This window comes from Ramlibacter sp., from assembly GCF_041916345.1.
Lineage (GTDB): Bacteria > Pseudomonadota > Gammaproteobacteria > Burkholderiales > Burkholderiaceae_C > Ramlibacter.
Genome location: NZ_JAYRZR010000011.1, coordinates 1 through 26,567, shown reverse-complemented (window position 1 = coordinate 26,567; position 26,567 = coordinate 1). Strand labels below are relative to the sequence as shown.

General features: G+C 69.8%; 27 protein-coding genes. 10 read left to right on the top strand and 17 right to left on the bottom strand.

Annotated features, from left to right (window positions below; genetic code table 11):
* Positions 1-3 precede the first annotated feature (3 nt).
* The gene (locus ACE3T5_RS05355) at positions 4-909 is read right to left on the bottom strand and encodes a FecR domain-containing protein (protein WP_374665244.1); all 906 of its coding nucleotides are present in this window, start codon (positions 907-909) and stop codon (positions 4-6) included.
* A gap of 171 nt (positions 910-1,080) precedes the next feature.
* On the opposite strand from ACE3T5_RS05355, the gene tgt reads away from it, so the two are divergent.
* Positions 1,081-2,241, top strand: a complete 1,161-nt coding sequence (gene tgt / locus ACE3T5_RS05350; protein ID WP_374665242.1) for a tRNA guanosine(34) transglycosylase Tgt — start codon at positions 1,081-1,083, stop codon at positions 2,239-2,241.
* Between the two features lie 13 nt (positions 2,242-2,254).
* Here the strand turns inward: tgt and ACE3T5_RS05345 are convergent, their stop codons facing one another.
* The 3 genes from ACE3T5_RS05345 to ACE3T5_RS05335 are packed head-to-tail and all read right to left on the bottom strand — an operon-like array spanning position 2,255 to position 3,993.
* The gene (locus tag ACE3T5_RS05345; RefSeq protein WP_374665329.1) at positions 2,255-3,040 is read right to left on the bottom strand and encodes a DUF2145 domain-containing protein; all 786 of its coding nucleotides are present in this window, start codon (positions 3,038-3,040) and stop codon (positions 2,255-2,257) included.
* A 15-nt stretch (positions 3,041-3,055) separates the two neighbouring features.
* On the bottom strand, positions 3,056-3,496 hold the full coding sequence (locus tag ACE3T5_RS05340) for a hypothetical protein (protein WP_374665240.1): 441 nt from the start codon (positions 3,494-3,496) through the stop codon (positions 3,056-3,058).
* Positions 3,497-3,528: 32 nt separating this feature from the next.
* A complete protein-coding gene (locus ACE3T5_RS05335; RefSeq protein ID WP_374665327.1) occupies positions 3,529-3,993 on the bottom strand; it encodes a YiaA/YiaB family inner membrane protein in 465 nt (154 codons plus the stop codon).
* A gap of 173 nt (positions 3,994-4,166) precedes the next feature.
* Here ACE3T5_RS05335 and yiaA point away from each other — a divergent pair, with 173 nt between their 5' ends.
* From yiaA to ACE3T5_RS05315, 4 genes are all read left to right on the top strand, one after another.
* Positions 4,167-4,607 (top strand): inner membrane protein YiaA, encoded by a 441-nt coding sequence (gene yiaA, locus ACE3T5_RS05330; protein WP_374665238.1) that lies wholly within the window; start codon positions 4,167-4,169, stop codon positions 4,605-4,607.
* Between the two features lie 70 nt (positions 4,608-4,677).
* The gene (locus ACE3T5_RS05325; RefSeq protein ID WP_374665236.1) at positions 4,678-5,808 is read left to right on the top strand and encodes a hypothetical protein; all 1,131 of its coding nucleotides are present in this window, start codon (positions 4,678-4,680) and stop codon (positions 5,806-5,808) included.
* A gap of 37 nt (positions 5,809-5,845) precedes the next feature.
* Positions 5,846-7,519 carry a VWA domain-containing protein gene (locus tag ACE3T5_RS05320; RefSeq protein ID WP_374665234.1) on the top strand — a complete coding sequence of 558 codons (1,674 nt, stop codon included), beginning with the start codon at positions 5,846-5,848 and terminating at the stop codon, positions 7,517-7,519.
* Positions 7,516-8,187 carry a hypothetical protein gene (locus ACE3T5_RS05315; RefSeq protein WP_374665232.1) on the top strand — a complete coding sequence of 224 codons (672 nt, stop codon included), beginning with the start codon at positions 7,516-7,518 and terminating at the stop codon, positions 8,185-8,187. Before ACE3T5_RS05320 ends, ACE3T5_RS05315 begins: the two co-directional genes overlap by 4 nt.
* A 5-nt stretch (positions 8,188-8,192) precedes the next feature.
* Here ACE3T5_RS05315 and ACE3T5_RS05310 read toward each other — a convergent pair whose 3' ends face one another.
* From ACE3T5_RS05310 to ACE3T5_RS05300, 3 genes are read right to left on the bottom strand one after another with little or no spacing between them, the layout of a single operon-like run.
* On the bottom strand, positions 8,193-9,398 hold the full coding sequence (locus ACE3T5_RS05310; protein ID WP_374665230.1) for a toxic anion resistance protein: 1,206 nt from the start codon (positions 9,396-9,398) through the stop codon (positions 8,193-8,195).
* Between the two features lie 38 nt (positions 9,399-9,436).
* Entirely contained in the window at positions 9,437-11,392 is a 1,956-nt protein-coding gene (locus tag ACE3T5_RS05305) for an MFS transporter (protein ID WP_374665228.1), read from the bottom strand.
* A gap of 15 nt (positions 11,393-11,407) precedes the next feature.
* A complete protein-coding gene (locus ACE3T5_RS05300; RefSeq protein WP_374665226.1) occupies positions 11,408-12,208 on the bottom strand; it encodes a hypothetical protein in 801 nt (266 codons plus the stop codon).
* Positions 12,209-12,323: 115 nt separating this feature from the next.
* Here ACE3T5_RS05300 and ACE3T5_RS05295 point away from each other — a divergent pair, with 115 nt between their 5' ends.
* Positions 12,324-13,055 carry a helix-turn-helix domain-containing protein gene (locus ACE3T5_RS05295; RefSeq protein WP_374665224.1) on the top strand — a complete coding sequence of 244 codons (732 nt, stop codon included), beginning with the start codon at positions 12,324-12,326 and terminating at the stop codon, positions 13,053-13,055.
* 18 nt (positions 13,056-13,073) lie between these two features.
* Here ACE3T5_RS05295 and ACE3T5_RS05290 read toward each other — a convergent pair whose 3' ends face one another.
* The 9 genes from ACE3T5_RS05290 to ACE3T5_RS05250 all read right to left on the bottom strand — a co-directional run bounded on the left by ACE3T5_RS05290 (position 13,074) and on the right by ACE3T5_RS05250 (position 22,084).
* On the bottom strand, positions 13,074-14,222 hold the full coding sequence (locus tag ACE3T5_RS05290; protein WP_374665222.1) for a DUF535 family protein: 1,149 nt from the start codon (positions 14,220-14,222) through the stop codon (positions 13,074-13,076).
* Positions 14,219-15,487, bottom strand: a complete 1,269-nt coding sequence (locus ACE3T5_RS05285) for an FIST N-terminal domain-containing protein (protein ID WP_374665220.1) — start codon at positions 15,485-15,487, stop codon at positions 14,219-14,221. Before ACE3T5_RS05285 ends, ACE3T5_RS05290 begins: the two co-directional genes overlap by 4 nt.
* 13 nt (positions 15,488-15,500) lie before the next feature.
* Complete coding sequence (locus tag ACE3T5_RS05280; protein WP_374665218.1) at positions 15,501-16,244, bottom strand: PhaM family polyhydroxyalkanoate granule multifunctional regulatory protein; 744 nt, start codon at positions 16,242-16,244, stop codon at positions 15,501-15,503.
* Between the two features lie 112 nt (positions 16,245-16,356).
* The gene (locus tag ACE3T5_RS05275) at positions 16,357-16,851 is read right to left on the bottom strand and encodes a copper chaperone PCu(A)C (RefSeq protein WP_374665325.1); all 495 of its coding nucleotides are present in this window, start codon (positions 16,849-16,851) and stop codon (positions 16,357-16,359) included.
* Positions 16,852-16,913: 62 nt separating this feature from the next.
* A complete protein-coding gene (locus ACE3T5_RS05270) occupies positions 16,914-17,477 on the bottom strand; it encodes a YcnI family protein (RefSeq protein WP_374665216.1) in 564 nt (187 codons plus the stop codon).
* 1 nt (position 17,478) lies between these two features.
* Positions 17,479-19,812 carry a TonB-dependent receptor gene (locus ACE3T5_RS05265; protein WP_374665214.1) on the bottom strand — a complete coding sequence of 778 codons (2,334 nt, stop codon included), beginning with the start codon at positions 19,810-19,812 and terminating at the stop codon, positions 17,479-17,481.
* Positions 19,813-19,893: 81 nt separating this feature from the next.
* Entirely contained in the window at positions 19,894-20,250 is a 357-nt protein-coding gene (locus ACE3T5_RS05260; protein ID WP_374665212.1) for a DUF2946 domain-containing protein, read from the bottom strand.
* A gap of 53 nt (positions 20,251-20,303) precedes the next feature.
* Positions 20,304-21,110: an enoyl-CoA hydratase/isomerase family protein gene (locus ACE3T5_RS05255; protein WP_374665210.1), complete on the bottom strand. Its 807-nt coding sequence runs from the start codon at positions 21,108-21,110 to the stop codon at positions 20,304-20,306.
* Positions 21,107-22,084: a TraB/GumN family protein gene (locus tag ACE3T5_RS05250; protein ID WP_374665208.1), complete on the bottom strand. Its 978-nt coding sequence runs from the start codon at positions 22,082-22,084 to the stop codon at positions 21,107-21,109. Before ACE3T5_RS05250 ends, ACE3T5_RS05255 begins: the two co-directional genes overlap by 4 nt.
* Positions 22,085-22,209: 125 nt before the next feature.
* Here ACE3T5_RS05250 and ACE3T5_RS05245 point away from each other — a divergent pair, with 125 nt between their 5' ends.
* Positions 22,210-22,581, top strand: coding sequence for a hypothetical protein (locus tag ACE3T5_RS05245; RefSeq protein ID WP_374665206.1), 372 nt, complete (start codon positions 22,210-22,212; stop codon positions 22,579-22,581).
* 30 nt (positions 22,582-22,611) lie between these two features.
* Here the strand turns inward: ACE3T5_RS05245 and ACE3T5_RS05240 are convergent, their stop codons facing one another.
* On the bottom strand, positions 22,612-23,499 hold the full coding sequence (locus tag ACE3T5_RS05240) for an amino acid ABC transporter substrate-binding protein (protein WP_374665204.1): 888 nt from the start codon (positions 23,497-23,499) through the stop codon (positions 22,612-22,614).
* A gap of 167 nt (positions 23,500-23,666) precedes the next feature.
* Between ACE3T5_RS05240 and otsB the strand changes: the two genes are divergently transcribed.
* From otsB to ACE3T5_RS05225, 3 genes are all read left to right on the top strand, one after another.
* A complete protein-coding gene (gene otsB, locus ACE3T5_RS05235) occupies positions 23,667-24,401 on the top strand; it encodes a trehalose-phosphatase (RefSeq protein WP_374665202.1) in 735 nt (244 codons plus the stop codon).
* Positions 24,398-26,182 (top strand): glycoside hydrolase family 15 protein, encoded by a 1,785-nt coding sequence (locus ACE3T5_RS05230; protein WP_374665200.1) that lies wholly within the window; start codon positions 24,398-24,400, stop codon positions 26,180-26,182. The genes otsB and ACE3T5_RS05230 overlap by 4 nt, the downstream gene beginning before the upstream one ends.
* A gap of 19 nt (positions 26,183-26,201) precedes the next feature.
* A partial coding sequence (locus tag ACE3T5_RS05225; protein ID WP_374665198.1) for a trehalose-6-phosphate synthase occupies positions 26,202-26,567 on the top strand: 366 nt, incomplete at its 3' end.

Sequence of the window (26,567 nt, the reverse complement as noted above, 5' to 3'; positions counted from 1 at the left end):
GCATCAGCCCATGCGGGCCACGCGGCCCTGCACGCCCTCGATGCCGGCAATACGCGTCAGCACCGACTGCGCATCCGCCTCGGAGGCGAGATCCGCAATCTGCACCACGTGCTCGCCGCCGCGTGTGATCAGCCGCGCCGGATAGCCCTCGCCGCGCAGGCGCCCGCCCACCTGCAGGGCCGCGCGCGCGTCGCGGCCGCTGAAGGCCACCACCCGCCAGCGGCCGCCGGCCAGCGCGATGCCGCGGCCGGGCGTGAGCTCGGTGGAGTTCAGGAAGGTGTTGAGCTGCTGCGGCGTGGCATTGCCCACCGGCTGCACCGGCCGCTGGAAGAAGCGCGCCCAGAAGGCAGTGGGCTGATCGAGCGTGAGGGCGCCCTGATCGCGCGTGTCCAGCGCGATGCGGCCCTCGAACACGCAGGCGGCGTCGTGCTCGTCGTCCGTCATGCTCCAGAAGTCGGTGCCGCGGATGCCGATGGTGGCGGTGCGCAGCGCCACCTGCACCTGGCGCTCCCCCACCGCCTTCGACACGGCCGAGGTGGCGAAGCGGAAGAAGCCGTCGAAGAGCTTGAGCTCGGACTGCACCTGCACCCGGCCCTCGCGCTCGCGGGATTCCATCCAGGGCACGCCCAGGCGTGACTTCTCGCCCAGCCGCACCAGGCTGCCCTCGGGCAGGCGCAGCACGATGCCGGCCTGCGCGCCGGTGCGCACTTCATCGGCGGTGGTGACGGTGTCGCCCGGGGCGACCGGCAGCCGCTGGCCGGCGCGCTCCACCCAGCAGGGCATCTGCACGGCTTCCACCGTGGTACTGAGCCGCTCCGCGCGGGCGGGTTGCGCCTGCGCGGCACCGCCCAGGGTCAGCGCGCCAGCGGCCAGACCGACGCCGCCCAGAAACTTTCTTCTCTCTTCCATCTGCATGGGTACTCCGTGTGTGAGGGGACTGAAGGCGCTGCGACGCAGCCGTTCACAAGTCGTTACGTGTAGCCCTGGCGCGCAGATTCGCTTGGCCCCACGACGCCTGCGGAAATGCCCTTGGCCCGTGATCCATGTCACGCCTGCGCCATCAGGGACAATCCATCCCCCATGCTCGCGTTCGAACTGCTGCAAACCGAAGGCCTGGCCCGCCGTGGCCGCCTGACCCTGAACCATGGCGTCGTGGAGACGCCCATCTTCATGCCGGTGGGCACCTACGGCACCGTCAAGGGCGTGATGCCGCGCTCGCTGGAGGAGATGGGCGCCCAGATCATCCTGGGCAACACCTTCCACCTGTGGATGCGCCCCGGGCTCGACGTGCTGCAGCAGTTCGGCGGCCTGCACCGCTTCGAGCAGTGGCAGCGCCCCATCCTCACCGATTCCGGCGGCTTCCAGGTCTGGAGCCTGGGCGAGATGCGCAAGATCAGCGAAGAGGGTGTGAAGTTCGCGTCGCCCGTCAACGGGGACCGGCTGTTCCTCACGCCCGAGATCTCCATGCAGATCCAGACCGTGCTGAACAGCGACATCGTCATGCAGTTCGACGAGTGCACGCCGTACGAGACCAAGGGCCACATCACCACCGAGCGCGAGGCACGCGCCTCGATGGAGCTTTCGCTGCGCTGGGCAAAGCGCTGCCAGGCCGAGTTCGAGCGGCTTGCCAACCCGAACGCCCTGTTCGGCATCGTGCAGGGCGGCATGTTCGAGAACCTGCGCGAGGCTTCGCTAGCCGCTCTGGTGGACATGAACTTTCCGGGCTACGCCGTGGGCGGCGTGAGCGTGGGCGAACCCAAGGCCGAGATGCTGCGCATCATGGCCCACACGCCGCACCGGCTGCCCGCGCACAAGCCGCGCTACCTGATGGGCGTGGGCACGCCCGAGGATCTGGTGGAAGGCGTGGCGCAGGGCGTGGACCTGTTCGACTGCGTCATGCCCACGCGCAACGCGCGCAACGGCCACCTGTTCACCCGCTTCGGTGACCTGAAGATCCGCAACGCGAAGCACCGCAGCGACGAGCGCCCGCTCGACGAGACCTGCACCTGCTACACCTGCCGTGGCCACACGCGACCCGACGGCAGCGTGAGCGGCGGCTTCTCGCGCGCCTACCTTCACCACCTGGACCGCTGCGGCGAGATGCTCGGCCCCATGCTGGCCACAGTGCACAACCTGCACTACTACCTGAACCTGATGCGCGAGGTGCGGGCCGCGCTGGACACGGGCACCTTCGCGGCCTTCCGCCGGCAGTTCGCGGCGGATCGCGCGCGCGGGGTCTGAGCGGCGCTTGCGGCTACGGCTGCAGGCTCACCGGCGCGCCGGCCAGGCCGCTGCGCTGCAGCCACTGGAAGACGGAGTCGACGGTGACGGTCTCGATGCGGTCCGTGAAGCGCTTCGCATCGGGATGATCGTCGAAGGCGACGTTGGCCGCCGAGAGGCGGCCGCCCATCCGCGTGAGCGGCCCCAGCCTCAGCACGGTGGGCTGGTAGCCCTTGCGCTGCAGCCAGGCCTGGGCTCGCCCGCGCGTGCTGGCCGCGGGCTCCATGGCCATGGCCAGGGTCTCGATGGCCCACTGGTTGGATTGCTGGTACGTCTGTCCCCAGGCGTAGCTGACGATGCTGTAGCGTCGCTGATGCAGCGTGGCGATGCGGGCGTCGTCCCCCAGCAGCGCCAGCAGCCGGGCCTGCACCTCGGGCGTGGGCACCGCCCAGGCCGCCTCGTGGCGCCAGAGGTCGTCGAGGAAGAACTCGCCGAGTCCCTGCCGGTAGAGGCTGGCCTGCGCCGTGCCGCAGTGGTTGAGCTTGTGCACGACACGCCAGGCGCCGGCCGGGGTGCGATAGGCCAGGCCGAGGTGCGAGTAGTGCAGACCGTACTTGCGCAGGTCCTGCCCGGCGCGTGCCAGCACCACCACTCGGGCGCCACTGGCCTCCAGCGCCTCCAGCGTCTTGCCGGCCAGACCCAGGCTGGTCTCCAGCGTCCGGGGGGTGAGCTTGCGCGGCTCGCAGGATCGGCCGGCCCGGGCGTCCGGCGCGTAGGGCAGGGCAAGGGCCAGGATCGCGGCCATGGCACAGGGCAGCATGTTCATCGCAGCCTCTCAAGGCGCGATGCGCTCGTTGTGCAGCAGCGCCCGGCCCAGCGCATTCGGAATGAACGCGATGGCTTCGCCTGCCGCCGAGAGCACGACGCCAGACGCCAGAACGCTGGTCGTGACGGCGGCGCCCAAGCCGAGGGCCATGACGCCCGCACCGCCGGCTGCGATCTCGACACTGACGCGGGCGCCGTCCGAAGCACGCTCCAGCACATAGAGCGTGCCGCGTGCCGTGACCTCGACAGCCTTGACGATGAACACGGCGCCAGCGGCACTCAGCACCACGGGAACGGCGCTGACGGCCCCCACGGCGGCCGCGCCCACGGAGGCCGTGGCGACCACCGAGGCGATCGGCAGTACCGACAGGGTGACCGACGCCTCGCTTTGTGCATGGGCGCTGCACCACAGACCGGCCGACAGCAGCAAGACCAACAGGGACTTCTTCATGACAGGCTCCTTGGGTGGATGATTCGTGGCACTCACGCCGCTTCCGCATCGCGCTGGGCGCGGCCCTGCATGCGCGCCTCGGCGAGATCCGCCTCGTGACGGTCGCGCAGCATCTTGGCCAGGGTGAAGGTGCAGGTGATCAGGTACAGCCAGCTCACCAGCAGGAAGGCCTTGTAGGTCACGTTGATGTCCATGCGAGCCAGGCCCCAGCCCGTCAAGACCATGGCAAGGAAGAAGCCGCTCCAGACCACCACCTTGAACATCGGCGTGTCGGCTGGACGCCGTTCCTGCCGCGCCTTCTCGCTGTCGCGCACGAACTTCGCCAGCACGAAGGCCGCCGACAGGCAAAAGAAGTACCCCATCACCATGAACGCCCGGTCCAGATCCTGACCGGGCAGGTACGCCAGGCCGACGCCACACAGAAAGACGGCGATCAGGAAGGAGGCCCAGACCTGGAGTTGCCAGGCTGAGGAATCGCGTTGGATCAGGACTTGCATCGTTGCCCTCGCAGGCTGTTGAACAGGCTTCGCAGTCTGCGTGGCTACGGCTGATTTGGGATCGACCGAGTACACCAGTTGATCTGAATCGGCCATTCGGTAGCCATTGGCGATACTCCTTGTGCAGGCATACTCCGCGACACGGCGGCATCGCCGGTTTCGGGAGCAACACTTTGGCACTGCATGTCCAACGCCCGACGGGCGCTTTCGTGGCGGCATCCTGGACCGCCCTGTTCGTGGGCGGCCTCACGTTCCTGTGGGGCGTCTGGAACGCGAAGATGGAGCTCAATGAGCAGGGCTACTACTTCACCCTGCTCATGTACGGCTTGTTCTCCGCGGTCTCCCTGCAGAAGACCGTGCGCGACCGGCTGGAAAACATCCCGGTCACCAACATCTACTACAGCCTGTGCTGGACGTCACTGATCCTGTCCATCCTGCTGCTGGTCATCGGCCTCTGGAACGCGTCGCTGAACGGCACCGAGAAGGGATTCTTTGCGATGTCGTTCCTGCTCGCGCTGTTTGGCGCGGTCACGGTGCAGAAGAACGTACGGGACAACGCGCTGGCTGATCGCGTGGAGCACCGACGCGGCAACGCGGACGGCGAGGAGCGATAGGCCGCGCGGTGAAGCGCATGGCCGGGCGGGTCGAGCCATGAGACCCTGAGGCCACCATCCCGGGTCTGGCATGCACAAGGTCGCCAAGGCACTGATCACCGTCGCACTGCTCGCGCTCTTCGGTGGCGCAGCATGGCTGGCGTTTGACCGCACCGCGCCAGCCACGCTGCCGCCGGCGCTCACGGGGCGGCCGGCACAGGCCGTGGACCTGACCGGCCTGATCGCGCTCGACGTCGAGCCCTACTTCAAGGATCCGCGGGTGATCGAGGCACTGGCCACCAAGGGCTTCAGGGTCAGCGTGGCCCGCATCGGGTCGCGCGAGATGGCGGCCCGCGCACTGCCCGGACAGGCGCCGGACTTCTTCTTCCCCTCGGGCGTGGTCGCGGCCAATCAGATCGCCGACGCGGCCGGCAAGGCCGGGATCCCGACGACGGCCTACTCGCCCTTCTACACCCCCATGGTCATCGCATCGTGGCGGCCAGTGGCCCAGGTGCTGGCCGCCAACGGGCTGGCGCGGGAAAGCCAGCCCGGTGTGTGGGCGCTGGATTTCGGCCAGCTCGTGGCAGGCATGCTGGCGCGCAAGCGCTGGAATCAGCTCAGGGACGCGCAGGCCTACAACGTGAACAAGAGCATCCTGGTGTCGACCACCGACGTCCGGCGCAGCAATTCGGCCGCGATGTACCTGGCATTGGTCACGCATGCGATGAATGGCGGCGAGGTGGTTGCCGACCGCGCCACCGCGCGGTCGGTGGCACAGAAGGCGAGCGAGCTGTTCAAGCGCCAGGGCTACCAAGAGAACTACGTCAACGGCAACTTCGACGACTATGTCTCCATCGGCATGGGCAAGACACCGCTGGCGTTCATCTACGAGAATCAGATGGTGAGTTTCGCCCTGGCACGCAAGGGCATCGCCGCTGACATGGTGCTGATGTATCCGCAGCCCACCCTCTTCAACAAGGTCGTCTTCGTGGCGGCGCGGGACAAGGCCAAGGCGCTGGGCGAGGCACTCGCCAGCGACGCGACGCTGCTGCGGCTGGCGGCGGAACATGGCTTTCGCATCGGTGACACGGGCACGTTCATGCAGGTCGCGCGCGGCGCCGGACTGGCGGTGGAGGAGCGGCTGACCCAGGTGGTGGACCCACCCACCTTTGACCTGATGTCCGAGATGATCGACGTGGTGGCCGCCGAGATGAGCCGCTGACCCCGCCGCCGTGGAGCCATCGACCAGGGAGTCCGACATGCAGATCATCAGGCCATGGCTTGCCGTCGTACTGGCCGCCGCGCTGACGCTGGCGGCCTGCGGCAAGCCGGCGGACCCGCCCAGTTCCGCAAGGACTTCACCTCCACCCGCCCCGGTCGCCCAGGCATTCCGCGTCCTGGCCACCAGCGATCTGCGCGACGCCCAGCCCCTGGAAGAGATGGTCCTCAAGGCCACCGGCGTGCCCCTCCAGTTCACGTTCGGCGGCACCATGGAGAGCACCGAAGCCGTCCTGACCGGCACGACGCGTGCGGATGCCGCATGGTTCGCCAATGCCAAGTACCTGCTGGCCGACGCCCAGGGCCAGTCGCGCGTGAAGCTTCAGGAGAAGATCATGCTGTCCCCCATCGTCGTGGGGGTGAGCCGCAGCCAGGCCCAGGCACTCGGCTGGGATCAGCCAGCGATGGCTGGCAAGATCACATGGAAGACCGTGGCCCAGGCGGCCCAGGAAGGCCAGCTACGCTACGCCCTTTCCAACCCCGCCACGTCCAACCAGGGGTTCATGGCCTTGATGGGCGTCGCCGCCGCGGCCGCCGGCAAGCCGGAGGCCCTTGCAGCCGCCGACGTGGACCGGAGCGCCATCAGCGCCTTCATCCGTGGCTACAAGCTGCCCGGCGACAACAGCACCTACCTGAGCGAGAAGTTCATCGAGCAGCAGGGCCCGCGCCTGAATGCCTTCATCAACTATGAAAGCTGGCTGCTGTCGCTCAATCAGTCCGGCAAGCTGAAGGAGCCGCTCACGCTGGTCTACCCGCACGAAGGCGTTGCCACGGCCGACTACCCTTTCATGCTGCTGAACGAGGCGCGGCGTGCGGACTACCAGAAGGTCGTGGACTACCTGAAGGGCGAGGCGGCCCAGACGTGGCTGGCGCGCACGACCCTGCGGCGCCCGGTCAACAGCGCGGTGGCGCAGGCGCAGGCCTCGCTGTTTCCGTCAGGGGGCCTGCTGGTGGAGCTGCCCTTCTCACCGGATCGCGCCCTGGCCGACGGGCTGATCGACGCGTACCTGAACGAGTTCCGCACCCCGATTGCCTCCACGTTCGTGCTCGACACGAGCGGCAGCATGAACGCCAGCGGTCGCCGTACGCAGCTCGTGCAGGCGCTGCAATACATCGCTGGCGACGACGCTTCGCTGACGGGTCGCATCGCCCGATTGACCAGCCGCGAGAAGGTCTGGATGCTGCCGTTCTCGGACGCCCCGGGCGAGCCACGCCTGTTCGAGCTGCCCGCCAGCCGGCCCAGTGCCCGCGGCGTGCAGGTGCAGCAGGACAGTGCCGCCAAGAAGGCCACGCTGGCCGAAGTGCGCGACTACGCCGAGCGCCTGAACATGACCGGCTCCACCGCGCTCTACGACGCCGTGCTGAAGGCTTTGCAGCTGATGCTGGATGAGCGCGCCCGCCATGGCAGGTACCAGTATTCGGTGGTGGCCTTCACCGATGGCGAGAACAACCGGGGGCGCAATCTCGCCGAGTTCAAGGCGGCCTATGCCGCGCTGCCGGAGGACGTGCGTGCCATCCCGGTCTTCATGGTCGTGTTCGGCGAAGCCAATGAACGCGAGTTGCGCGAGCTGGTGGCCACGACGGGCGGACGCGTCTTCGACGCCCGCAAGGCCTCGCTCTACAGCGTGTTCAAGGACATCCGGGCCTATCAATGATCCAAGGCCTGTCGCGGCTCCTGCAGTCCCCTTCCAACTGGGCCGGCCTGGCGCTGGCCACGGTCGGGCTGGCACCGCAGGCACTGGGCTGGCCGCTGGCGGGCGGCTGGCTGTTGCCGCCGCTCGGGTATGCGGTGGGCTTTGCTGTCGCGGGCCTGTGGTTCGGCTGGCCGAAGTGGCGCGCCGGCGCCTGGGAGCAGGAACTCACGTTCGAGGACCAGGGCGACGCGCGCCAGGCCATGGGCCAGGCGCTCAACTCGGTCCGCCGGCTGGTGCAGCACAACCCGGATGAACGCCTGTCCGCGAGCCTGCAGGCCCGGCTGCTGGAGCTGTGCGACCAGCTCGGCCATCTGCTGGCGCAATGGGAGCGCAGTCGCGGCGCGCTGTCGCTCGAAGAGAGCTTCCTGGCGCGCCACATCGTCCTGCGCTACCTGCCCGATGCGATCAAGACCTACCTGTCGATCCCGCCCCGCTTCGCGCAGACCCGGCGCCTCGCCAACGGCCGCACGGCTGAGGACACCTTGCGCGCCACGGTCGACGACCTGTCGGCCAAGGTCCTGCAACTGACGGATGACCTCGCCGCGCAGGACGCGCAGGCGTTCCTGAATCACTCGCGCTTCCTGGAAGAGAAGTTCAGGCCGCCCGAGAATCCGGTCAAGACCCGCTGAGGCGGCTAGAGCGCCACCGGTCCGCTGATGGCGGCCTTCGTCGCCTCACGGACCTGTTGCTGGCGAACCCGGTCCAGGTACTGGTCGGCCTTGGCGACCTGGTCCTTGATCATTGCGTTGTTCTGCCCCATGACGGTGATGGCCTTGGAGCGGAAGTCATCCATCGCGTCCATGGCCTTGAAGGTCTGGTCGAACATCTCCTTCAGCTTCTCGATGCCGACCATCGGGTTCTGGGCGAACTGGGTGGTCTTCTCCACGTGGGTGTTGAGCTGGCGGCCGCTCTCGGCGATCAGCCCTTCGATGGTGCTGTTCACGCCGCTCAGCATGTCCATCACCTGGATCTGGTTGCCGGTGGCGCGGGCCACGGTCTGTGCCACCGCCAGCGCACTCATGCCGGTGGTGGCCACGCGGTTGCAGCCGTTCATGACCTCGCGGCCGGTCTTCTTCAGCACGTCGAGCGCCAGGTAGCCGTTGGTGCACACGGCCTGCTGCGTGAGCATGTCCTGCAGGTTCTGGCGCACGTAGAAAAGGACCTCCTGTTCTAGGGCCTTCGCGCGCGGCGCGTCCGTGGCCTTCAGCGCCTCGACCTTGGCATGCAGCCGTGCATCCAGCGTCTCGGCGAAGTGGATGGCGGCACCGAGCTTCTGCATCGCGTCCCACAACTTGGTCCGTGTGGCCTCGATGTCCACCACATCCCTCTGCATGTCATCGCGTGCCGCGTAGAGCTGCTCCATGCTTTTCTGCAGCTGCGTGGAGGCGCTCTGGTACTTGCGGAAGTAGGCCTGCAGCTTGTTGCCGTAGGGAATGATGCCCAGCAGCTTCTGCGGCTGGAACAGGTCGCCCTCCTTGCCGGGATTCAACTTGTCCAGGTGCCCGCGCATCTCCTGGATCGCCTTGAAGGCCGTGCTGTCCTCCAGGCCGACGAAGTTGCGCTGGAGCATCGGTCCCTGCATCAGGCCGGCCGCCACCGAGACCTCCTCACGGCCGAGGGCGAAAGCGCTGTCCAGCCGCTGCTTGAAGGCCTCGCTCTGCACATCCTCGGTGAGCAGGCCGTCCATGAAGCGCACCACCTGGTCTTCCACTGCGGACTTCATCTCGGGTGGCAACGGTACGGCGGTGCGCGCGGTCTCCACGGCCACCGGCTGGATCACCTCGGGGGGCGTCAGCTGGAAACTGGCCGCCGCTGGCGCTTGCGATTGCGGATCCGACATCGATCACCTCAAATTGAACTTTTGTTGCAAGCCAAAGCCTACCCGGCCGCCAGCAGTTTCGCAACCGAGGCCTGCAACCCCACCGGCTCCACCTGCGGCGCCGGCACCGGCGTTCCGACATTCAGCCCGACCCGGTTGAACACCCCGCGGCGGAACGGTCGCACCATGGCATTGCCCTGCTCCACGCGGCTGAAGAAAGAGCCCCAAAGGTGCGTCAGGGCCATGGGGATCACGGGCGGCTCGATGCCATCGGCGCGGGCCTGCTCCAGGATCTTCATGATCCCGCCCTTGAAGGGCTGCAGCTGGCCGTCGCGCGTGATGCCGCCTTCGGGAAAGATTGCCAGCAGGTCGCCTTCGCGCAGCACCTGCGCCGCGCGCTCGAAGGCGGCCTGGTACACCGCCGGATCCTCCTTCTGCGGCGCGATCGGGATGGCCTTGGCGAGGCGGAACAGCGCACCGAGCACCGGGAAGCGGAAGATGCGGTGGTCCATCACGAAGTAGATCGGCCGCGGGCTGGCCGCCATCAGCAGCACGGCGTCGACGAAGCTCACGTGGTTGCAGGCCAGGATGGCCGGGCCCTCCACCGGGATCGCCTCGTCACCGCGCACCTTGAAGCGGTAGACGATGCGCGAGGCGACCCAGGCCACGAAGCGCAGCAGGTACTCGGGCACCAGCATGAAGATGCGGAAGGCCACCACCGCGTTGGCCAGGCCCACCAGCAGGAAGATCTGTGGAATGGTGAAGCCCGCCTTCAGCAGCGCGCCGGCGATCACCGAGCTGGCGATCATGAACAGCGCGTTCAGGATGTTGTTGGCTGCGATGATGCGGGCGCGGTGCGTGGGCTGGGCGCGCAGCTGGATCAGCGCATACATCGGCACGCTGTACAGGCCCGCGAACAGCGAGAGCAGCGCCAGATCCGCCATCACGCGCCAGTGCGCGGGCTGGGCGACGAACTGCGACAGCGTGAGCGCGGCCGACGGCGGCAGCCCGCGCGAGGCGAAGTACAGGTCGATCGAGAACACGCTCATGCCGATGGCACCCAGCGGCACCAGGCCGATCTCCACGTGACGGCGCGACAGCAGTTCGCACATCAGCGAGCCGGTGCCGATGCCGATGGAGAACACCACCAGCAGCAGCGAGGCCACCTGCTCGTTGCCGTGCAGCACTTCCTTGGCGAAGCTGGGGAACTGGCTCAGGAACACGGCGCCGAAGAACCACATCCAGCTGATGCCCAGCAGCGAGCGGAACACGACGACGTTGCCGTGCGCCAGCTTCAGGTTGCGCCAGGTCTCTGTGAACGGGTTCCAGTTGATCACGAGGCCCGGATCGGTGGCGGGCGAGGCCGGGATCCAGTGCGCCACGATGCGGCCGATGATGGCCACGCCCACGCAGCTGAAGCCCACGTGGTGCGCGCCGATCTCGGGCACGGCGATGATCAGGCCGCCGGCGACGTTGCCCAGCAGGATGGCCACGAAGGTGCCCATCTCCACCATGCCGTTGCCGCCGGTCAGCTCACGCTCGTTCAGGTGGTGCGGCAGGTAGGCGAACTTGACCGGGCCGAACAACGTGGAGTGCAGCCCCATCAGGAAGGTGCAACCCAGCAGGATGGGGATGTTCGCGCTGAAGAAGCCCCAGGCGGCCAGCGCCATGATGAAGATCTCCAGCCGCTTCACGAACAGGATCAGCGTGCGCTTGTCGTACTTGTCCGCGAGCTGGCCGCTGGTGGCGGAGAACAGCAGGAAGGGCAGGATGAACAGCGCGCCGATCACCAGCCCCGCCATCGCCGGCGGCAGCCAGGCCACCTGCAGCTGGTAGGTCACCATCACGGTGAACGCGAACTTGAACAGGTTGTCGTTCGCGGCGCCGGCGAACTGTGTCCAGAAGAAGGGCGCGAAGCGGCGCTGCTTCAGCAGCGCGAACTGGTTCGGGTGCGCATCGGCCGCGGCGGCGGGCGCCGCATGGCCCTGCAGGGTGTCGGCTTGGCTGGATGTCATGGACTCTTCTCCTCCTCAGGCGCGGCCAGTGTGCAGGGCGGGGCTCGTCGGCGCCGGCTCGCGCACGCCATTCTGCATGGGGCGCAGGGCGGCGATCACCGGCCAGGCGGCGAGGGCCGCCACCAGGTGCTTCAGCGTGTGGCCGCTCAGCCAGCCGCCGGTGGCCTCGAAGATCGTGTGGTCGCCCACCTCCATCAGCTTGGCCACGGCGTACGCGGCGATCACACAGCCCCACTGCACGCGCAGGCCCGGGCCGGCAGGTGCCCGCCAGGCCAGCGCCACCACGAGCGCCATGCCGCCGAACTGCAGCACCGCCCAGGGCAGCACGTTGCCGGTCCGCCAGCAGAGCCACGCCGCGAGCGGGCCCGCCACCAGCAGCGCCACGCCGAGCGCGGCGCCAGACCGTTCGCTCACCTGGGCGGCCACCAGCAGGCCCAGCAGGCCGGCGAAGGCCACGGCCATGCCCAACCGGTCCACCATCAGGCCCGCGTCATCGGGGCGCAGGTGGTACCAGGACGAGGCTGCCGCCGTGAGGATCAGCCCCGAGAAGAACAGCGCGCCCAGCCAGGCCTGCGACGGCGGCACGGCACCCGCGGGCAGCCGCCCCAGCACGCGCAGGCCCAGCAGGCCCGCGAGAGCGAACGGCAGGTTGGACAGCACGTCCAGTGCGCACGGCACGCCCCACAGCAGCCGCTGGTCCGCGAAATCATGGATGTGCGCCTGCTGCTGCAGCGGTGGCGCGAACCACGCGGCCAGCAGGGCGGCCACGCAGGCAGCGAGCAGCACGAATTCGATTCGGGACAGGGATGCACGCATGGCTTCTCCAGCAGTGACGATGCGCCGCACTGTGCGGGCGGCCGCGCGGCGGCACTCGACTTTCCCGCTACATTGTCATCCCAATGCCCTCGCGGTATCGCGAAACGAGACTTCCATGAGCACCACCGGCGATCTGGTCACGGCCATCAAGAAGGAGCTGAAGGCGGCGCAGCTCACCTACGCCGACCTGGCGCGCGGGCTGGACATGGCCGAATCCAGCGTCAAGCGCATGCTGTCCCGCGGTGACATGACCCTGGCGCGGGTGGACGCGATCTGCCGCGTGCTGAAGATCGACTTCGCGGAGCTGGCGCGGCGCGTGGCCGACGCGCAGCCGCTGCTGAAGGAGATGACGCACGAGCAGGAGCGCGCGGTGGTCTCCGACAAGAAGCTGCTGCTGGTGGCGATCTGCGTGCTGAGCCAGTGGACGCTGGAGCAGATGGTGACGGAATACCGGCTGAGCGAGGCCGAGTGCATCAAGTACCTGGTGCAGCTCGATCGCATCGGCATCATCGAGCTCAAGCCGCTGAACCGCTACCGCCTGAAGCTGGCCAAGACCTTCCGCTGGCGGCCGCACGGGCCGGTGATGCAGTACTTCCGCGAACACGCGGTCCTGGACTATTTCGGCGGCGGGTTCGACGGGCCGGCCGAGTGCGTGCTGCTGGTCCACGGCTCGGTGGCGCAGGGCATCGCGCCTTCGTTCGTGGATCGCCTGCAGCGCGTGGCGCAGGACTTTGCGCAACAGCACCAGGCCGACCAGAAGCTGCCGCAGAAGTCGCGCGAGGGCTATACGCTGCTGCTGGCCATGCGCAGCTGGGAGTTCGAGGCCTTTGCCGCCCTGCGCCGTTGAGGCCCCCGCGGCCGCGCCTCAGCGCAGCGGGCCGTGAGAGGTTTCCACCAGGCGCGAGGGCACCATGTCTTCTTCCGTCCCCTCGGCCTCCCGCCGCTGACCGCGCACGGAGACTTCGGACGCATGGCGGTCCCATTCCGGCGGCTGCAGGCTCTGGGTGTTGCGCGACAGGCGTGCCTCGCGCGTGCCGCGATGCAGCACCTCGCGCAGGCGCGTGCGCAGCAGCTTGCGGGTGCGGATCCAGAAGTCCGCCCGGCGCATCTGCGATTCGCGCTTCTCGGGCGAGAGGTCCGTGGCTTCCAGCTTCTCGTCGGACTGGCGTGGCAGCACCAGCCAGCCCGGGGGGCCCTTGCGGGCGCCGAAGTGCTCCCACAGGGAGTCGTAGCTGGCGTAGATGCGGGCCGCGTTGTCACGGCGGCGGGCACTGAGCATCGACGTCCAGCCTTGCAGCCGGTGCGCGGCCGGGTCCAGGCCCACGAGTTCCAGTCGCCAGCGTGCCGCCAGCTCCTGCATGACGCGCACCAGCAGCACGGAAGGCCGCCAGCCCGCGAGCGCCTGCCCGAGCTCGATGCGCGAGACGCGGTTCACCGGATCGCGCTGGCCGCGCACGCCGCCGATCAGCAGGCAGCCCTTGCCCTGCACACGGAAGTGGCTGAAGGCCAGCACTGCCGCCTGCACAGAGGCCGCCTGCTGGAGATCGGCCGAACGCTGCATCTGCAGCGTGAGCAGCAGTTCGCCTTCGACCAGCCGGGCCGGCGCGAGCTCAAGCTGCAGCCGGATGAAGTCGTAGCCGCGCGGGGGGGGCAGCTCCGCCAGCACCAGCGGCACGCCGCGCATCAGCTGTTCCAGGAAGGCAGGCTGGATGGCCGTCTCCAGCCAGTCGACGTGCTCGATGAGCTGCAGCACGCGCTGGCTCACGCCCGTGTGGCGATTGATCGAGGGCCGGACGGCACGCAGGTATTCGCCGGGCAGGTCATGCACCATGCCGCGCGACTGCTGCTCCACCACCACCGCCATCCAGCGGGCCAGCGCGCTGCCATGGATGAGCGTGACACGCAGGGCACGGCCCAGGAAGCGCCAGCGGCGCGCGCCCTTGCCTCCGCGCTGCCAGGCCCAGGCCAGGCCGCGCAGCACGCTGGGCACGGGCGTCGGGTCGGCGCGGCTCATCGATCCTCCCTGGGGGCCGATGGAAAGACCGTCAGCACGCCGGTGTAGCCATAGAGGTGACGATGGGCGATCTCGCCGCCGGCGAAGAAGCCCACCAGCGGCACATCCCCCAGCGCCCGGCGCACGATCTGCAGTTCGGCGCTGGGGCCGCCAAAGTGCGGGCCGCCGCGCCCGGCGCAGCTCACGTACACCGCGCCGGCGATGCCGTTGCCCGGATGCGGCTGGGCCAGCGGCTCGGCCGCGGCGCGTGCGCCCGCCACGGCGAGCGGCTGGTCCTGTGGCTCCAGCTCCTCGCGGATCTCGGCGCAGATGCGCACCAGGTCCGCGCGGGCGGCCTCCACATTGCGGCGGCAGAAGGCCAGGCGCATGCCGGTCTCGACCGGGCTGGCGACGGCAACGCCGCGGCGCTGGGGATCGAGGCCGATCAGGTGGCGCACCAGGACCTCGCTGCCGAAGTGGCCCGCGCGCCCCGCTGCGTCGGCACCGGCCGCGCTCAAGCCGGCCAGCGTGGCGCGCAGCGTGCCCATGGCGAGCTGCGGCTGGTCGAGCGAGACACCCGTGTCGCGCAGCAGCACGTCGAGCGCGGGTTCGTCATCGAGGGCCAGCACCACATTGCCCTCGGCCGCGCTGATGCGGTGCGTGCCGGCCACGGGGTGGCAGCCCTGGGTGACGCGCGAGACCAGCGCCACCTCGGCATCGAAGGCCACGCCCGACAGGCCGCCGCGGAATACGCCGCCGGCGCGGCCCTGGCCCCGCAGGTTGCCGTCGGCCGCCACCGCGAACTGCACCGTGTCACCGCGGCTGGCTGCCAGGCCGCCGAACAGGTAACCCGAGGCGGTACGGTCGGCGAGCTCGCCGATCAGCTCGCTCACGTCGGGCGTGGCCGCATCGGCATGCACCAGGGCCGTGTGCGCCGGCCAGCTGGCGGGCAACGGCGCCACGCCCGAGAACACGCGGTACGACTGCGGGGGCAGCGCGCACAGCATCACCGCGAGCGCGGGTTCGTCGAAGTACTCCACGTTGCTGGAGGCAATGCCCACACCCACCGTGCCCGACCAGTCCGTCACCTCGGGCAGCTCGGCCGCCAGGTGGTCGAGGATGTCCTGCGCGGCGCTGGCGTAGTGGTCCGTCACGTACAGCAGGCCGAGTGTGGGCGAGGCCGCGTAGTCGGGCAGCTGCATCTGCGCGCGCAGCTGCGCCAGCACCAGCCCGGCGGCCATGCGCCACTGGGGGTGGGTGGCATGCCCGAAGGGGAAGAGCTTCACGGGACCTTGCTCCTCAGGTCTTGCCGGCCTTGCGAGGTGCGGCCTTGCGCGGCGCGGCCTTGCGTCGCGTTGCCGGCACCGACGTCGCGGACGAAGCCGGGGCAGGCGCGGGGGCCGCACGGCGGGCCGCCTGGCGGGCGGCGCCCGTGGCTGCCTTCATCGCCTCCTTGGCGACGCCGGTGGCCATGTGCCGCGCGGTGTCGGCGGCGGTGCGGCTGGCGGCATCCTTCAGCGCCGTGGTGGCGATCTGCTGGAACTGCTGGGTGAGCGATCCCCACCATTGCAGCGGGTCCACCATGGGCGCGGCCGCGGTCTTGCCCTTGCGCGCGGGCCGCTGTGCCTTGCCGCCGTGGCGCATGGCATCGGCGGCACCCGCCACGGCACCCGCGGCGCCGGCCGCCGTCTCGGTGACCTTCTGCACGCCGCCCAGCACCGAATCCGCGGCCTTGAGCTTGAGCGCGTTGGCCACGTCGCCCATGTTGAAGTTCATGCCCCGCAGCGTGGCCAGGGTCATCTTCTGCACTTCCAGTGCCTGGATGGTGGCGCCCAGGGCCTTGCTGTTCTGGTCCAGCCAGAAGTGCACGGCCTTCAGCTCCTCGATGCGCTTGTCCAGTTCCTCCACGTTGAGCGTGGGAGCCACCCAGTTGGACAGGTTGGGCAGCTGCGGGATCGTGCTGGAGGCGCCCTTGGCCAGGTTCTGCAGGAAGTCGAACCCCGGGACGAACTTGCCGAAGCCGAAGTTCTGTTGGTCGCTCATCGAAGCCGCTCCTCGGGTTGGGATGGTCGGCAGCTTACCCCAAAGGGCGGCTCGGCGGGACGCGGCGTGGCCGGCGCGAGACGGCGTCGCAGGCCGGCCGGCCGCTGCGGCTTCAGTGCTTCTGGTGGCCACCGGCGGCCATGCCGCCTGGTGCCTTGGCTGCCACCGGGATGGTCAGGTCCATGGTGCGCTCCTGGCCCTTGGCATCGCGCAGGCGCAGCGTCACCGGCACCTGCGTATCCACCTTCAGCGGCGCCTTCAGCTCCATCAGCATCAGGTGGTAGCCGCCGGGCTTGAGCGCCACCGGCTTGCCGGCCGGCAGCTCCAGTGCGGGCATGGCGCGCATCTTCATCACGTCGCCTTCCATCTTCATCTCGTGCACCTCGCCCACGCCGGCCACCGGCGAAGCCACGCCCACCAGGCTGAGCGGCTCGCTCGCGGTGAGCGTCATGAAGCCGCCCGTGCCGCTCTGGCCGGGCACGGTGGCTCGGATCCAGGCGCCTTCCACCTTCACCGGCGCGGGCGCCTGCGCAAGGGCAGGCTGGGCGGCCAGCAGGCCGGCGGACGCCAGCGCCAGGCCGGCCAGGGTGCGGTTCAGGGTGTTCATCTTCATCATCATCTTCCTTTCAGGGTTGGATCGGTTGGAGGGGGATCGGTTCGCGCGCTCGCTCAGTGGGCATGGCCGGCCGCTGCGCCGGGCAGCACCTCCAGCACGGCGGCCGGCGACTTGAGGTCGCCGCGCTTCTGGCCCGGCGCGGGCACCTCCACCCAGTCATGGCGGCCGCGCTCGCAGAGCTGCCGCACGGGCCAGTACAAGGTGCCGGCTTGCTCCGGTGTGCGCACGGCGAGCACGAATTCGTCGTACTGGTCGTTGGGGAGCTGGTCCTCGCGGGTGCGCGCGGTCCAGGTCACGCGGCTCACGTCCTCGGTGATCGTGCGGCCGTGGCTGGTATAGGGCTGGGCAAGCTTCTCGCGCACGATCTCCAGCGCCCAGCCCGGCTTGGGCATGGGCTTGGCGCCTTGCACGCCGGCGGGAATGTCGATGCTGATCTGCCACGTGGGCGTGCCTTCGCAGCCGTGCCCGACCTTGAAGGTGGCGCGATAGCTGCTGGCCGCCGGGGCGACCTGGTACTCCAGCACGACGTGGGCGTGCGCGGGCCAGGCAGCGAGCGCGGCGATGGTGGCGAGGGCAGCGGCCAGTCGGCCGCGCCGATGTCGGTGGGATGCGTTCATGTCAGAAGTCCGCCTTCAGTTCCGCGACATAGCTGCGCTGCGGATAAGGGTGGAAGTTCCAGTACTTGTCGTTGCCCACGTTGTCGATGCCGAAGGCCCCGGTCACGGTCTTGCTGATCTTCCACTGCGCGCGCAGGTCCACCACGAAGAAGCGGCTGACGCCGAAGTAGGTGAAGCCGTTCACGTCGGCGTTGTCCAGAGTGCGGAACTGCTGGCCCGAGTAGCGCGCACCCACGCTGGTGCTGAAGGCGTCGTTCCACCGGTACGAGGCCAGGGCACTGGCGCGCCAGCGCGGGATGTTCGGCTGGCGCTTGCCCACCGTGTCGCCCGGCACCGAGACGAAGCCCGCGTTCTCCTTGATGATGGAGTGCGCGTAGGTCACGCTGGCCTGCAGGTCCAGGCCCTTGAGCGAGACGTCCTGCGCGTTGAACGCGGCCTCCAGGCCCTGGGTGGCGATGCGGCCGACGTTCTGCACGCGGCTGACGTTGCGGTTGGCCAGCGGATCGAACGTGGTCTGCGAGTAAAGCGCGTCGCGCGTGTTCTCGGCAAAGAAGGTCAGGCGCGCCAGGCCGTTGCCCAGCTCCCGCTCGGCCGAGAGCTCCGCCGTCCACGACTTCTCGGGCTTGAGGTTCGGGTCGTTGATGGACTGGGAGTTCACGGTGCTCGTGGCCCCGTAGAGTTCACCCACCGTCGGGTAGCGCACGGCCCGGCCCAGCGAGGCCTTCAGCACCGTGTCGGGCCGCCACTGCCAGGACAGCGCCGCCTTCGGCGAGAACGACGTCTCGGTGCGATCCGGCCAGGCGGTGTTGATCGCGGGCGTAGCACCCGGGATGCGCGTGCGGCCCTCGCTGGCCGTCCAGCGCTCGAGCCGGCCACCGAGCACAGCCTTCCAGGTCGGTGCGAGACGCCACACGTCCTGCGCCCACAGCGCCTGCAGCCGCGTGCGGCCCCCCACGTCGCTGGACACCGCGCCGGGCGCATCGGCGAGCCAGTTGCCGGTGATGCTGGAGGTCAGGTAGTCGAGCTTGTAGCCGGCGTGCTGCCAACCGAAGTCCACGATGTGCGCGCCTTTCTCGCCGCCGGGGCGCCAGGTGCCGCGCAGGGCCAGGGTCTGCCAGCCGGTGCCGCTGCCGTCCGCGAGCGTGCCCGCGCCGCCGGTGGCGGCGCCAGGTAGCGTGTTGCCGCCCGCGTTCTGCCGCTTGTGATCGCGGTCATAGTCGTACAGGCTGGCCGACACCTCCCAGTCGAACAGGCCCTGTGTGCGCGACTTGACGGAGAAGCCGTGCATGAAGTGGGTCAGCTTCTCTTCGGTGAGCGGCAGGTCGCCGCCGGTCACCGCGCCGAAGCTGGCGCCATTGATGTTGATCGCACCGCTCGTCACGACGGCGCCCGAGGCGTTGCGCAGGTAGCTCTGCGGCCGGTTCGTCGACGTGTTCTGCCAGGAGCCGAACGTGTAGGCCGCCCGCACCGTGGGCGAGAAGTCGTAGGCCAGCTTGATCTTCGCGTGGTCCTGGATGGTGTGGTACTGCGTGCTGTGGCCGATGTAGTAGATCGGCGCGTTCGCGGTGTTGCGCTCGGGCACGGCGCCCGTCACCGCCGTACCGCTGGTACCCACCGTTCCGGTGGAGACCGTGCGACTCGCGAAACCCAGGGGCTGGCCTTCGCTGTCCGTGCGGTTGACGTTGATCCAGTACGACCAGTCGCCGGACTTGCTGCCGACGGAGGCACTGGCCTGCCAGCTGCGGTAGGTCTCGTTCGTGCCATAGAGCTCGAACGGCTGCACCACATAGCCCACGCGCACGTGGCCCTCCAGCCGCGTCGGCATGCGCGTCACGTAATCGACCACGGCACCGACCGAGTTGCCCGGGTAGGCGGCGGAAAACGGACCGTACATCACGTCGACGCGGTCGATCTCCTCCGGCGTGACCAGGCCCCAGCGCGGCGGAAAGCTCAGGCCGCCGACGCCGTTGCCCAGGTAGTTGGACAACAGGATGCCGTCCGCGTAGACCGCCGAGCGCGCGCTGTTGCCGGTGCCCGAGGCGCGGCTGGACAGGATGGCATGGTTGTAGTCGCCGATGTAGCGCTTGCGCACCAGCAGGCTGGGGAAGTACTTGAGCGCGTCCTCGCTGTCGGTCGCGTTGATGGCGCGCTCGATCTCGGTGCGCGTGATGCCCTCCATGGTGGTGGTCACCTGCGTGGGCAGCGAGGTCGGCTGCCCGCCGGTGATGGTGACGATGCCCAGGTCGCGCGTGGGCCCGGGAACAGCCTGCGCATGCACGGCGCAGGCGAAGGGAAAGGCGGCGGCGAGTGCCGCGGCCAGGCGGTGTTTCCGCATGGAAATCTCCTGATGAAAGAGGCCGGCCGGCCACGCCTGCAACGCATCAAGGCGGGCAGGCCAGGCCGGAGAAAAGGCGGATCAGGAGTAGGCGGGTGGCCCGCGAGCGGGCAACGGCGCGCGCGTGAGCGCGGCCAAGGTGGCGGCGATGACCGGCCGCAAGGCATGGGCGAGCGCCGGATGCGGTTCGCTCACGCGCGGCTGTGCGGGCGGGGGCGTGCCGGCCCCCAGGCACTGGGGGCAATCCAGCGTGTGGCTGGAGACCGTCTCGCCGCCGTCGGCGGACTTGACGATCAGCTTCATGACGCCGGAGCCGGTGCAGATCAGCTCCATGGCCTTCGGCTGCACCATGGGCGCCGCCACGGCGACACCGAGGGCCAGCAGGAACCACGCCAGCGTGAGGCGGGCGAGGTGGCGGGCTTGGCGCAGGGCGTGCATGAGCGATCGATTATCGTCCACGCCGCCGAAGGCCTGCCCGCGACGGGCGGCGCTCAGCCGCCGAACTTCGGCGCCCGCTTGTCCCGCAGCGAGGCCACGCCCTCGCGCACGTCGGGCCCGGCGAAGCCCATGAATTCGAGCGCGAGCGAGGTGTCGAAGCTCGGGCCCGCCTGGCGCAACCAGTTGTTCAGCGCGTACTTGGTCCAGCGGATGGCCGTCTGGCTGCCCTCGGCCAGGCGATCCGCCACCGCGTAGGCGCGCGGCAGCAGCTCGGCGCCGTCCACGGCCAGTGACACCAGGCCGATGCGCTCGGCCTCCTCGCCGCTCACCGGTTCGCACAGCATCAGGTAGTACTTCGCCTTGGCCATGCCGCACAGCAGCGGCCAGATGATGGCTGCGTGGTCGCCGGCCGCCACGCCCAGCCGCGTGTGGCCGTCGACGATGCGCGCGTCCTTCGCCGCGATGGAGATGTCCGCCAGCAGGCCTGCCACCAGCCCCGCGCCCACGGCCGGGCCGTGCATCGCGCTGACGATGGGCTTGTCGCAGTTGATGACGTTGTAGACCAGGTCGCGCGCTTCCTTCCAGACGCGGGCGCGCACCTCGAAGTCGCTGGCCATGTCCTGCACCAGGGCCAGGTCACCGCCACCGGAGAAGCCCAGGCCCTCGCCGCGCAGCACCGCGCAGCGCACGCTGTCGTCGGCGCTGACGTCGCGCCAGATCTCGGTCAGCTCGCGGTGACCAGCGTGGCCGGCAGTCGGGAGCTTGCCGTTGGCGGCCCGCATCTGGATGTCCAGCACGGCGTCGTTGACGCCACGGCGCGTGATGGCCAGGGTTTCGTAGTGCGAGTAGTCGATGGTCATGGCTTCTGGGGGGTGAAGGAAACCCGCTGCACCTGGAAACCCCGGGCGGCCAGCAGGCGGGGAAGGGCGTTGGGGCCTGTCATGTGCAGGGCGCCGACGCCGGCGAAGAAGGTCGTGCCGCCATGCAGCTCGGTCAGGCGGGCGGCGAGCGCGACATTGCGGTCGTCGTTGAGCCGCTTCATCCAGGCCTGCTCGGCGGGCGTGTCCACGCAGCGGCACCAGCTTGCGTAGGCAGCCAGATCCGCGGCGTCGCCCTGCTCCCAGGCCCGCAGCAGGCGAAGCAGCACCTCGCGCCCGTCGCCGTTGCGCAGCTCCTCGATCGACTGCCGCACGAGATCGCGCTCCTCCGCCTCGTCCGCAATGGTGATCGCTTCCATCTGCGCGGCGACCGTCTCCAGCGCCACCACCGGCTTGCCCAGCCGGCGCGCAACGGCCCACAGCATGACGTCGGCCGCCAGCTCGGGATGGAAGCCATCGCGCCGCATCTGCTGCAGCGCCACCGTCATCACCTGCAGCAGCGGCGCGGCGTTGGCCAGCAGCGACTCGCGCGGCAGGCAGGCGCCCTGCCACAGAGCGGCCAGCTGCTCGCCGGCATCGCCCGCCAGCACGCGCTGGCGGCGCGACGCGTCCACTGGCGCCAGCATCCGGCGCGGGATCTCCGGGTCGGAGGGATCGAGCTCCAGGGCCACCACGTCCACGTCACGCAGGGCCTGCCGCACGGTCGGCCCCGGCAGCGCCCAATCGAGTCGATTGACATGCACGGTGCCATACAGCCACGAGGTGCGGCCATCCTTGTCCAGGCGCCACAGCAGGCCGCGGTCGGTGGCCGCGGCGGCCTGGCGGGCCGGGTCGGGCAGCGCCGTGGGCGCTGTGGGCGGGCAGTCGGCGCGCGGCGCCTGGGCCCAGGCGGCCGGCAGCGGCAGGGCCAGCAGGAGGCCGGCTGCCAGCCGGGCGAGGATTCGGTGGAGGCGCATGGCAACGATTGTGCGCGAGTGCCGCTGGCGCGGGGACGATGGCGGACCCGGTTGATGATCGTCAATGCCGCGCCCCCTGCCTGGGGCGACGATGCAGCATCGAATCAACGCAACCCCACTCATCGATGAGCACCTATCACGCCGTGGTCTGGATGGACCACACCGAAGCCCATGTCCTGTCGTTCGACCGCGAGCACGTGGAAGCACAGAAGATCCGTTCGCGCAGCCACCACAAGCACCAGGGCAAGAGCGGCGACACCACCTACTTCCCCGCCATCTCGGCGGCGCTCGGCGGCCACCATGAAGTGCTGCTCACCGGCCCCGGCCAGGCGCGCGAGGAATTCCGCGCCTGGGTGCAGAAGCACCAGCCCGAGGCGGCGAAGCTGATCGTGGATTCGGTGCCGTCCGATCACCCCAGCGACGCGCAGATCGTCGCGCTGGCGCGCAAGTACTTCGTGCGCTTCGACCAGATGGCGGGCGACCCGGCCGCCCAGTGAGGCGCACGGCGCGCGCCTCGCGCGCCGTGATCAGCGCAGCTTGTCCCACTCGGCCTTCAGCTCGCGCGGCATCGCGAGCTGAAGGCCTTTTGGCGCTGCCGCATGGGGCTGGATGAACCACTTGCGGTACAGCTCGGTGGCGCGCCCGTTGCGCACCATCATCGCCATGCCCTGGTCCACCGCCTTCTGCAGTTCCGGATCGGTCTTGGGCAGCGCGATCGCATTGATCTCGGTGGAGATGATGTCCGGCAGGATGGTGAAGTCGCCGGCCCGCGGGAACGCGGCCAGCTGGCTGAGCATGAGGATCTCGTCGCGGGCATAGGCCTTGACCTGGCCGATGTCCAGCTGACCCAGCGCGGCGTCAGCCGTGAGCGCGCGCGAGATGGTGAGGTTCAGGCCCTGCCGCTCGCCGTAGGCCGGCACGGCCTGTTCCGCCGTGGTGCGGCCGACCACCGCCACCGGCAGGCCCTTGAGCTGCGCGGCGGAGGTGATGCCGTCGCGCGTGCGGACCATGAACTTCGCGTGGGTCACGAAGATCGGCGGCGAGAAGCTCATGCTGCGCCGGCGCTCCTCGGTGTCGGAAGTGCCCGCGCACAGCAGATCGACGCCCGCCGCGGAGACGATGCGCACCACCTGATCGGCCGGCACCGGGATGAACCGGACCTGCAGCGTGGGCTTGTTCACCTCCGCCGCGATCACCTCGGCGATGCCCTTGCACAGCTCCAGGCTGTAGCCGGCCGGCTGGCCCTGGGCGTCGACGAACGAGAACGGCGGTGAATCCTGGCGGAAGCCGATGTTGATCTGCTCGCGCAGGCGGATGCGGTCCATCACGTGTTCGGCCGCGGCGGTGATCGCGCACGTCAGCAGCAGCAGGCCGACGCCGGCGCGACGGGCGCGCGACAGGGTGGATGGTTGCATCGTGGGATCCTCCATGCGAGAGGTGCATTGTTGGACAGCTCAGCGCGGCTGCGCAAGTGGCGTTCACGCCGATGTGGCGTGGCCGCCCGGGTGTAGGCCCGGTCCTACGCGAGACAGCGGTGCCCGCGTCTCGCCAGACACCCCGGGCCCGCCTAGAGTGGGGCGGCATGATGCTTCCCATCGCCCTCTCCGGCGACGCGGCGCTGTTCCTGGACTTCGACGGCACCCTGGTCGACATCGCCGCCGCGCCCGAGGCGGTGCGCGTGCCCCCTGGCCTGGTGGCCAGCCTGGGCCGCCTGGCCGACCGTCTGGATGGCGCCCTTGCACTCGTGTCGGGCCGCCCGGTGAGCGAGCTCGACACCCTGCTGGCCCCGCTGCGCCTGCCGGCCGCCGGCGTGCATGGTGCCGAACGGCGCGACGCCAGTGGCCACCTGGCCCGGATCGCCTCGCCCGATGCCGCGCTCGCCGAGGTGGCGGCCGCTGCGGCCGCCTTGTCCGCGCGCCACCCGGCCTTGCGGGTCGAGCACAAGCGCGGCGCCATCGCCCTGCACTACCGGCAGGCCCCCGATCTGGCACAGCTGTGCCATCGCACGCTGGCCAAGGTGGTGGCCGGTGCGCCGGGCCTTCGCCTTCAGCAGGGCAAGCAGGTGGTCGAGGCCCTGGCCGGCTCGGTGGACAAGGGCCGCGCCGTGCGCGACTTCCTCGACGAGCCCCCCTTCCGCGGCCGGCGACCGGTGTACATCGGCGACGACCACACCGACGAGGCCGGCTTCGCGGCGGCCCAGGCCGCGGGCGGGCTGGGCTTCAAGGTCGGTGACGGGCCGAGCGCCGCACGCGGCCGCATCCCCGACCCGGATGCCGTGCGGCAGGCCCTCGCGGCACTGGCCTGGAGTCATGCATGAGGCCTGCCTCCCTGCAACTCGGCATGATCGGCAACTGCGCCTACAGCGCGCTGGTGGATCCGCTGGGCCGCATCGTCTGGTGCTGCCTGCCACGCTTTGACGGCGACCCGGTGTTCAATGCCCTGCTGGACGACAGCCCCGAGGGCGCGCTGTGGGCCTTCGAGCTGGAGGAGCTGGTGCACGCGGAGCAGGCCTACGAGCCCAACACCGCCGTGCTGCGCACGCGCCTGCACGACCGGCGCGGCGCCGGCATCGAGATCACCGATTTCGCCCCCCGCTTCACAAGCCGCGGACGGATGTTCCGCCCGGTCACGCTGATGCGCACGGTGCGCGTGCTGCAGGGCTCGCCGCGCATGCGCGTGCGGCTGCGGCCCCGCTTCGACTGGGGCCGCGTCGCGCCGGTGGTCACGCAGGGCAGCAGCCACATCCGCTACGTGGGCCCCGGGCTCACGCTGCGGCTCAACTGCGACGCGCCGCTGGCGTACGTGATGGCCGAGACACCCTTCGTGGTCGATCGCGACATGCACTTCATCCTCGGCCCCGACGAGACGCTGGAGACCGGCATCGCCGAGACCACGCGCCGCTTCGAGCAGGAGACGGCGACGCACTGGCGCGGCTGGTCGCGCAGCCTCGCCCTGCCGCTGGAATGGCAGGACGCGGTGATCCGGGCCGCCATCACGCTCAAGCTGTCCCTGTACGAGGACACCGGCGCCATCGTGGCCGCCATGACGACCAGCATCCCCGAGGCACCGGACAGCGGCCGCAACTGGGACTACCGCTACTGCTGGCTGCGCGACGCCTTCTTCGTCGTGCGCGCGCTCAACAGCCTGTCGGAAGTGGCCACCATGGAGGAATACCTGCGCTGGCTGATGAACGTGGTGGTGCGCTCCGGCGGCGGGCACATCCAGCCCCTGTACGGCATCGGCGGCGAGGACCGCCTGACCGAGCAGGTGCTGCCCCACCTGCCGGGCTACCGCGGCATGGGGCCGGTGCGGGTGGGCAACCAGGCGCAGGAGCACTTCCAGCACGACGTGTACGGCAACGTGGTGCTGGGCGCGGCGCAGGCGTTCCATGATCGGCGGCTGCTGCGGCCGGCGGGCGCCGCCGAGTTCACCCACCTGGAGGCGGTGGGCGAGCGCGCGTTCCGGCTGCACGACCAGCCCGATGCCGGCATGTGGGAGCTGCGCACCCGCGCCCGCGTGCACACCTCGTCGGCGCTCATGAGCTGGGCCGCCTGCGACCGCCTGGCCAAGGTGGCCGCCACGCTGCGCCTGCCGCAGCGCGAGGCCCTGTGGCGCGAGCGGGCCGACACCGTGCGTGAGCGCATCCTGCGCGAGGCCTGGAGCGAGGAGCGCCAGGCCTTCGCCGAGAGCTTCGGCGGCCGCGACCTCGACGCCAGCGTGCTGCTGATGGCGGAGGTGAACCTGATCGACCCGCGCGATCCGCGCTTCGTGGCCACGGTGGACGCGCTGGAGCGCCACCTGTGCGAGGGACCGTACATGCGGCGCTACGAGGCCCCGGACGACTTCGGCCGGCCCGAGACCGCATTCAACATCTGCAGCTTCTGGCGCATCGACGCGCTGGCGCGCATCGGCCGGCGCGAGCAGGCGCGGGAGATCTTCGAGACCCTGCTGGCCCGCCGCAACACCCTGGGCCTGCTGTCGGAAGACACGCACCCCGTGACCGGCGAGGCCTGGGGCAACTTCCCGCAGACCTATTCCATGGTGGGCCTGATCCAGGCCGCCGCACGGCTGTCCGCGCGCTGGGACAGCGTGATCTGATGCGCCGCCGGGCCGAACCGTGAGCCGCCTGGTCGTCGTCTCCAACCGCGTGGCGGACCCACGCCGCACCGCTGCCGGCGGGCTGGCGGTGGCGCTGGCCGAGGTGCTGCAGGACACCGGCGGCCTGTGGTTCGGCTTCAGCGGCAAGGTGGTCGAGGACGAGCCGGGTCCGCCGCACCTGCACCAGGCCGGCACGGTGACCCTGGCCACCGTGGACCTGGCGCGCGCTGACCACGATGCGTACTACCTGGGCTATGCGAACGGCGTCCTCTGGCCGGTGTTCCACTACCGGCTCGACCTCGCCGCGTTCGACAGCGGCGCCATCACCGGCTACCGCCGGGTGAACCAGCAGTTCGCGCGCCAGCTCATGGCGCTGCTGCGCCCG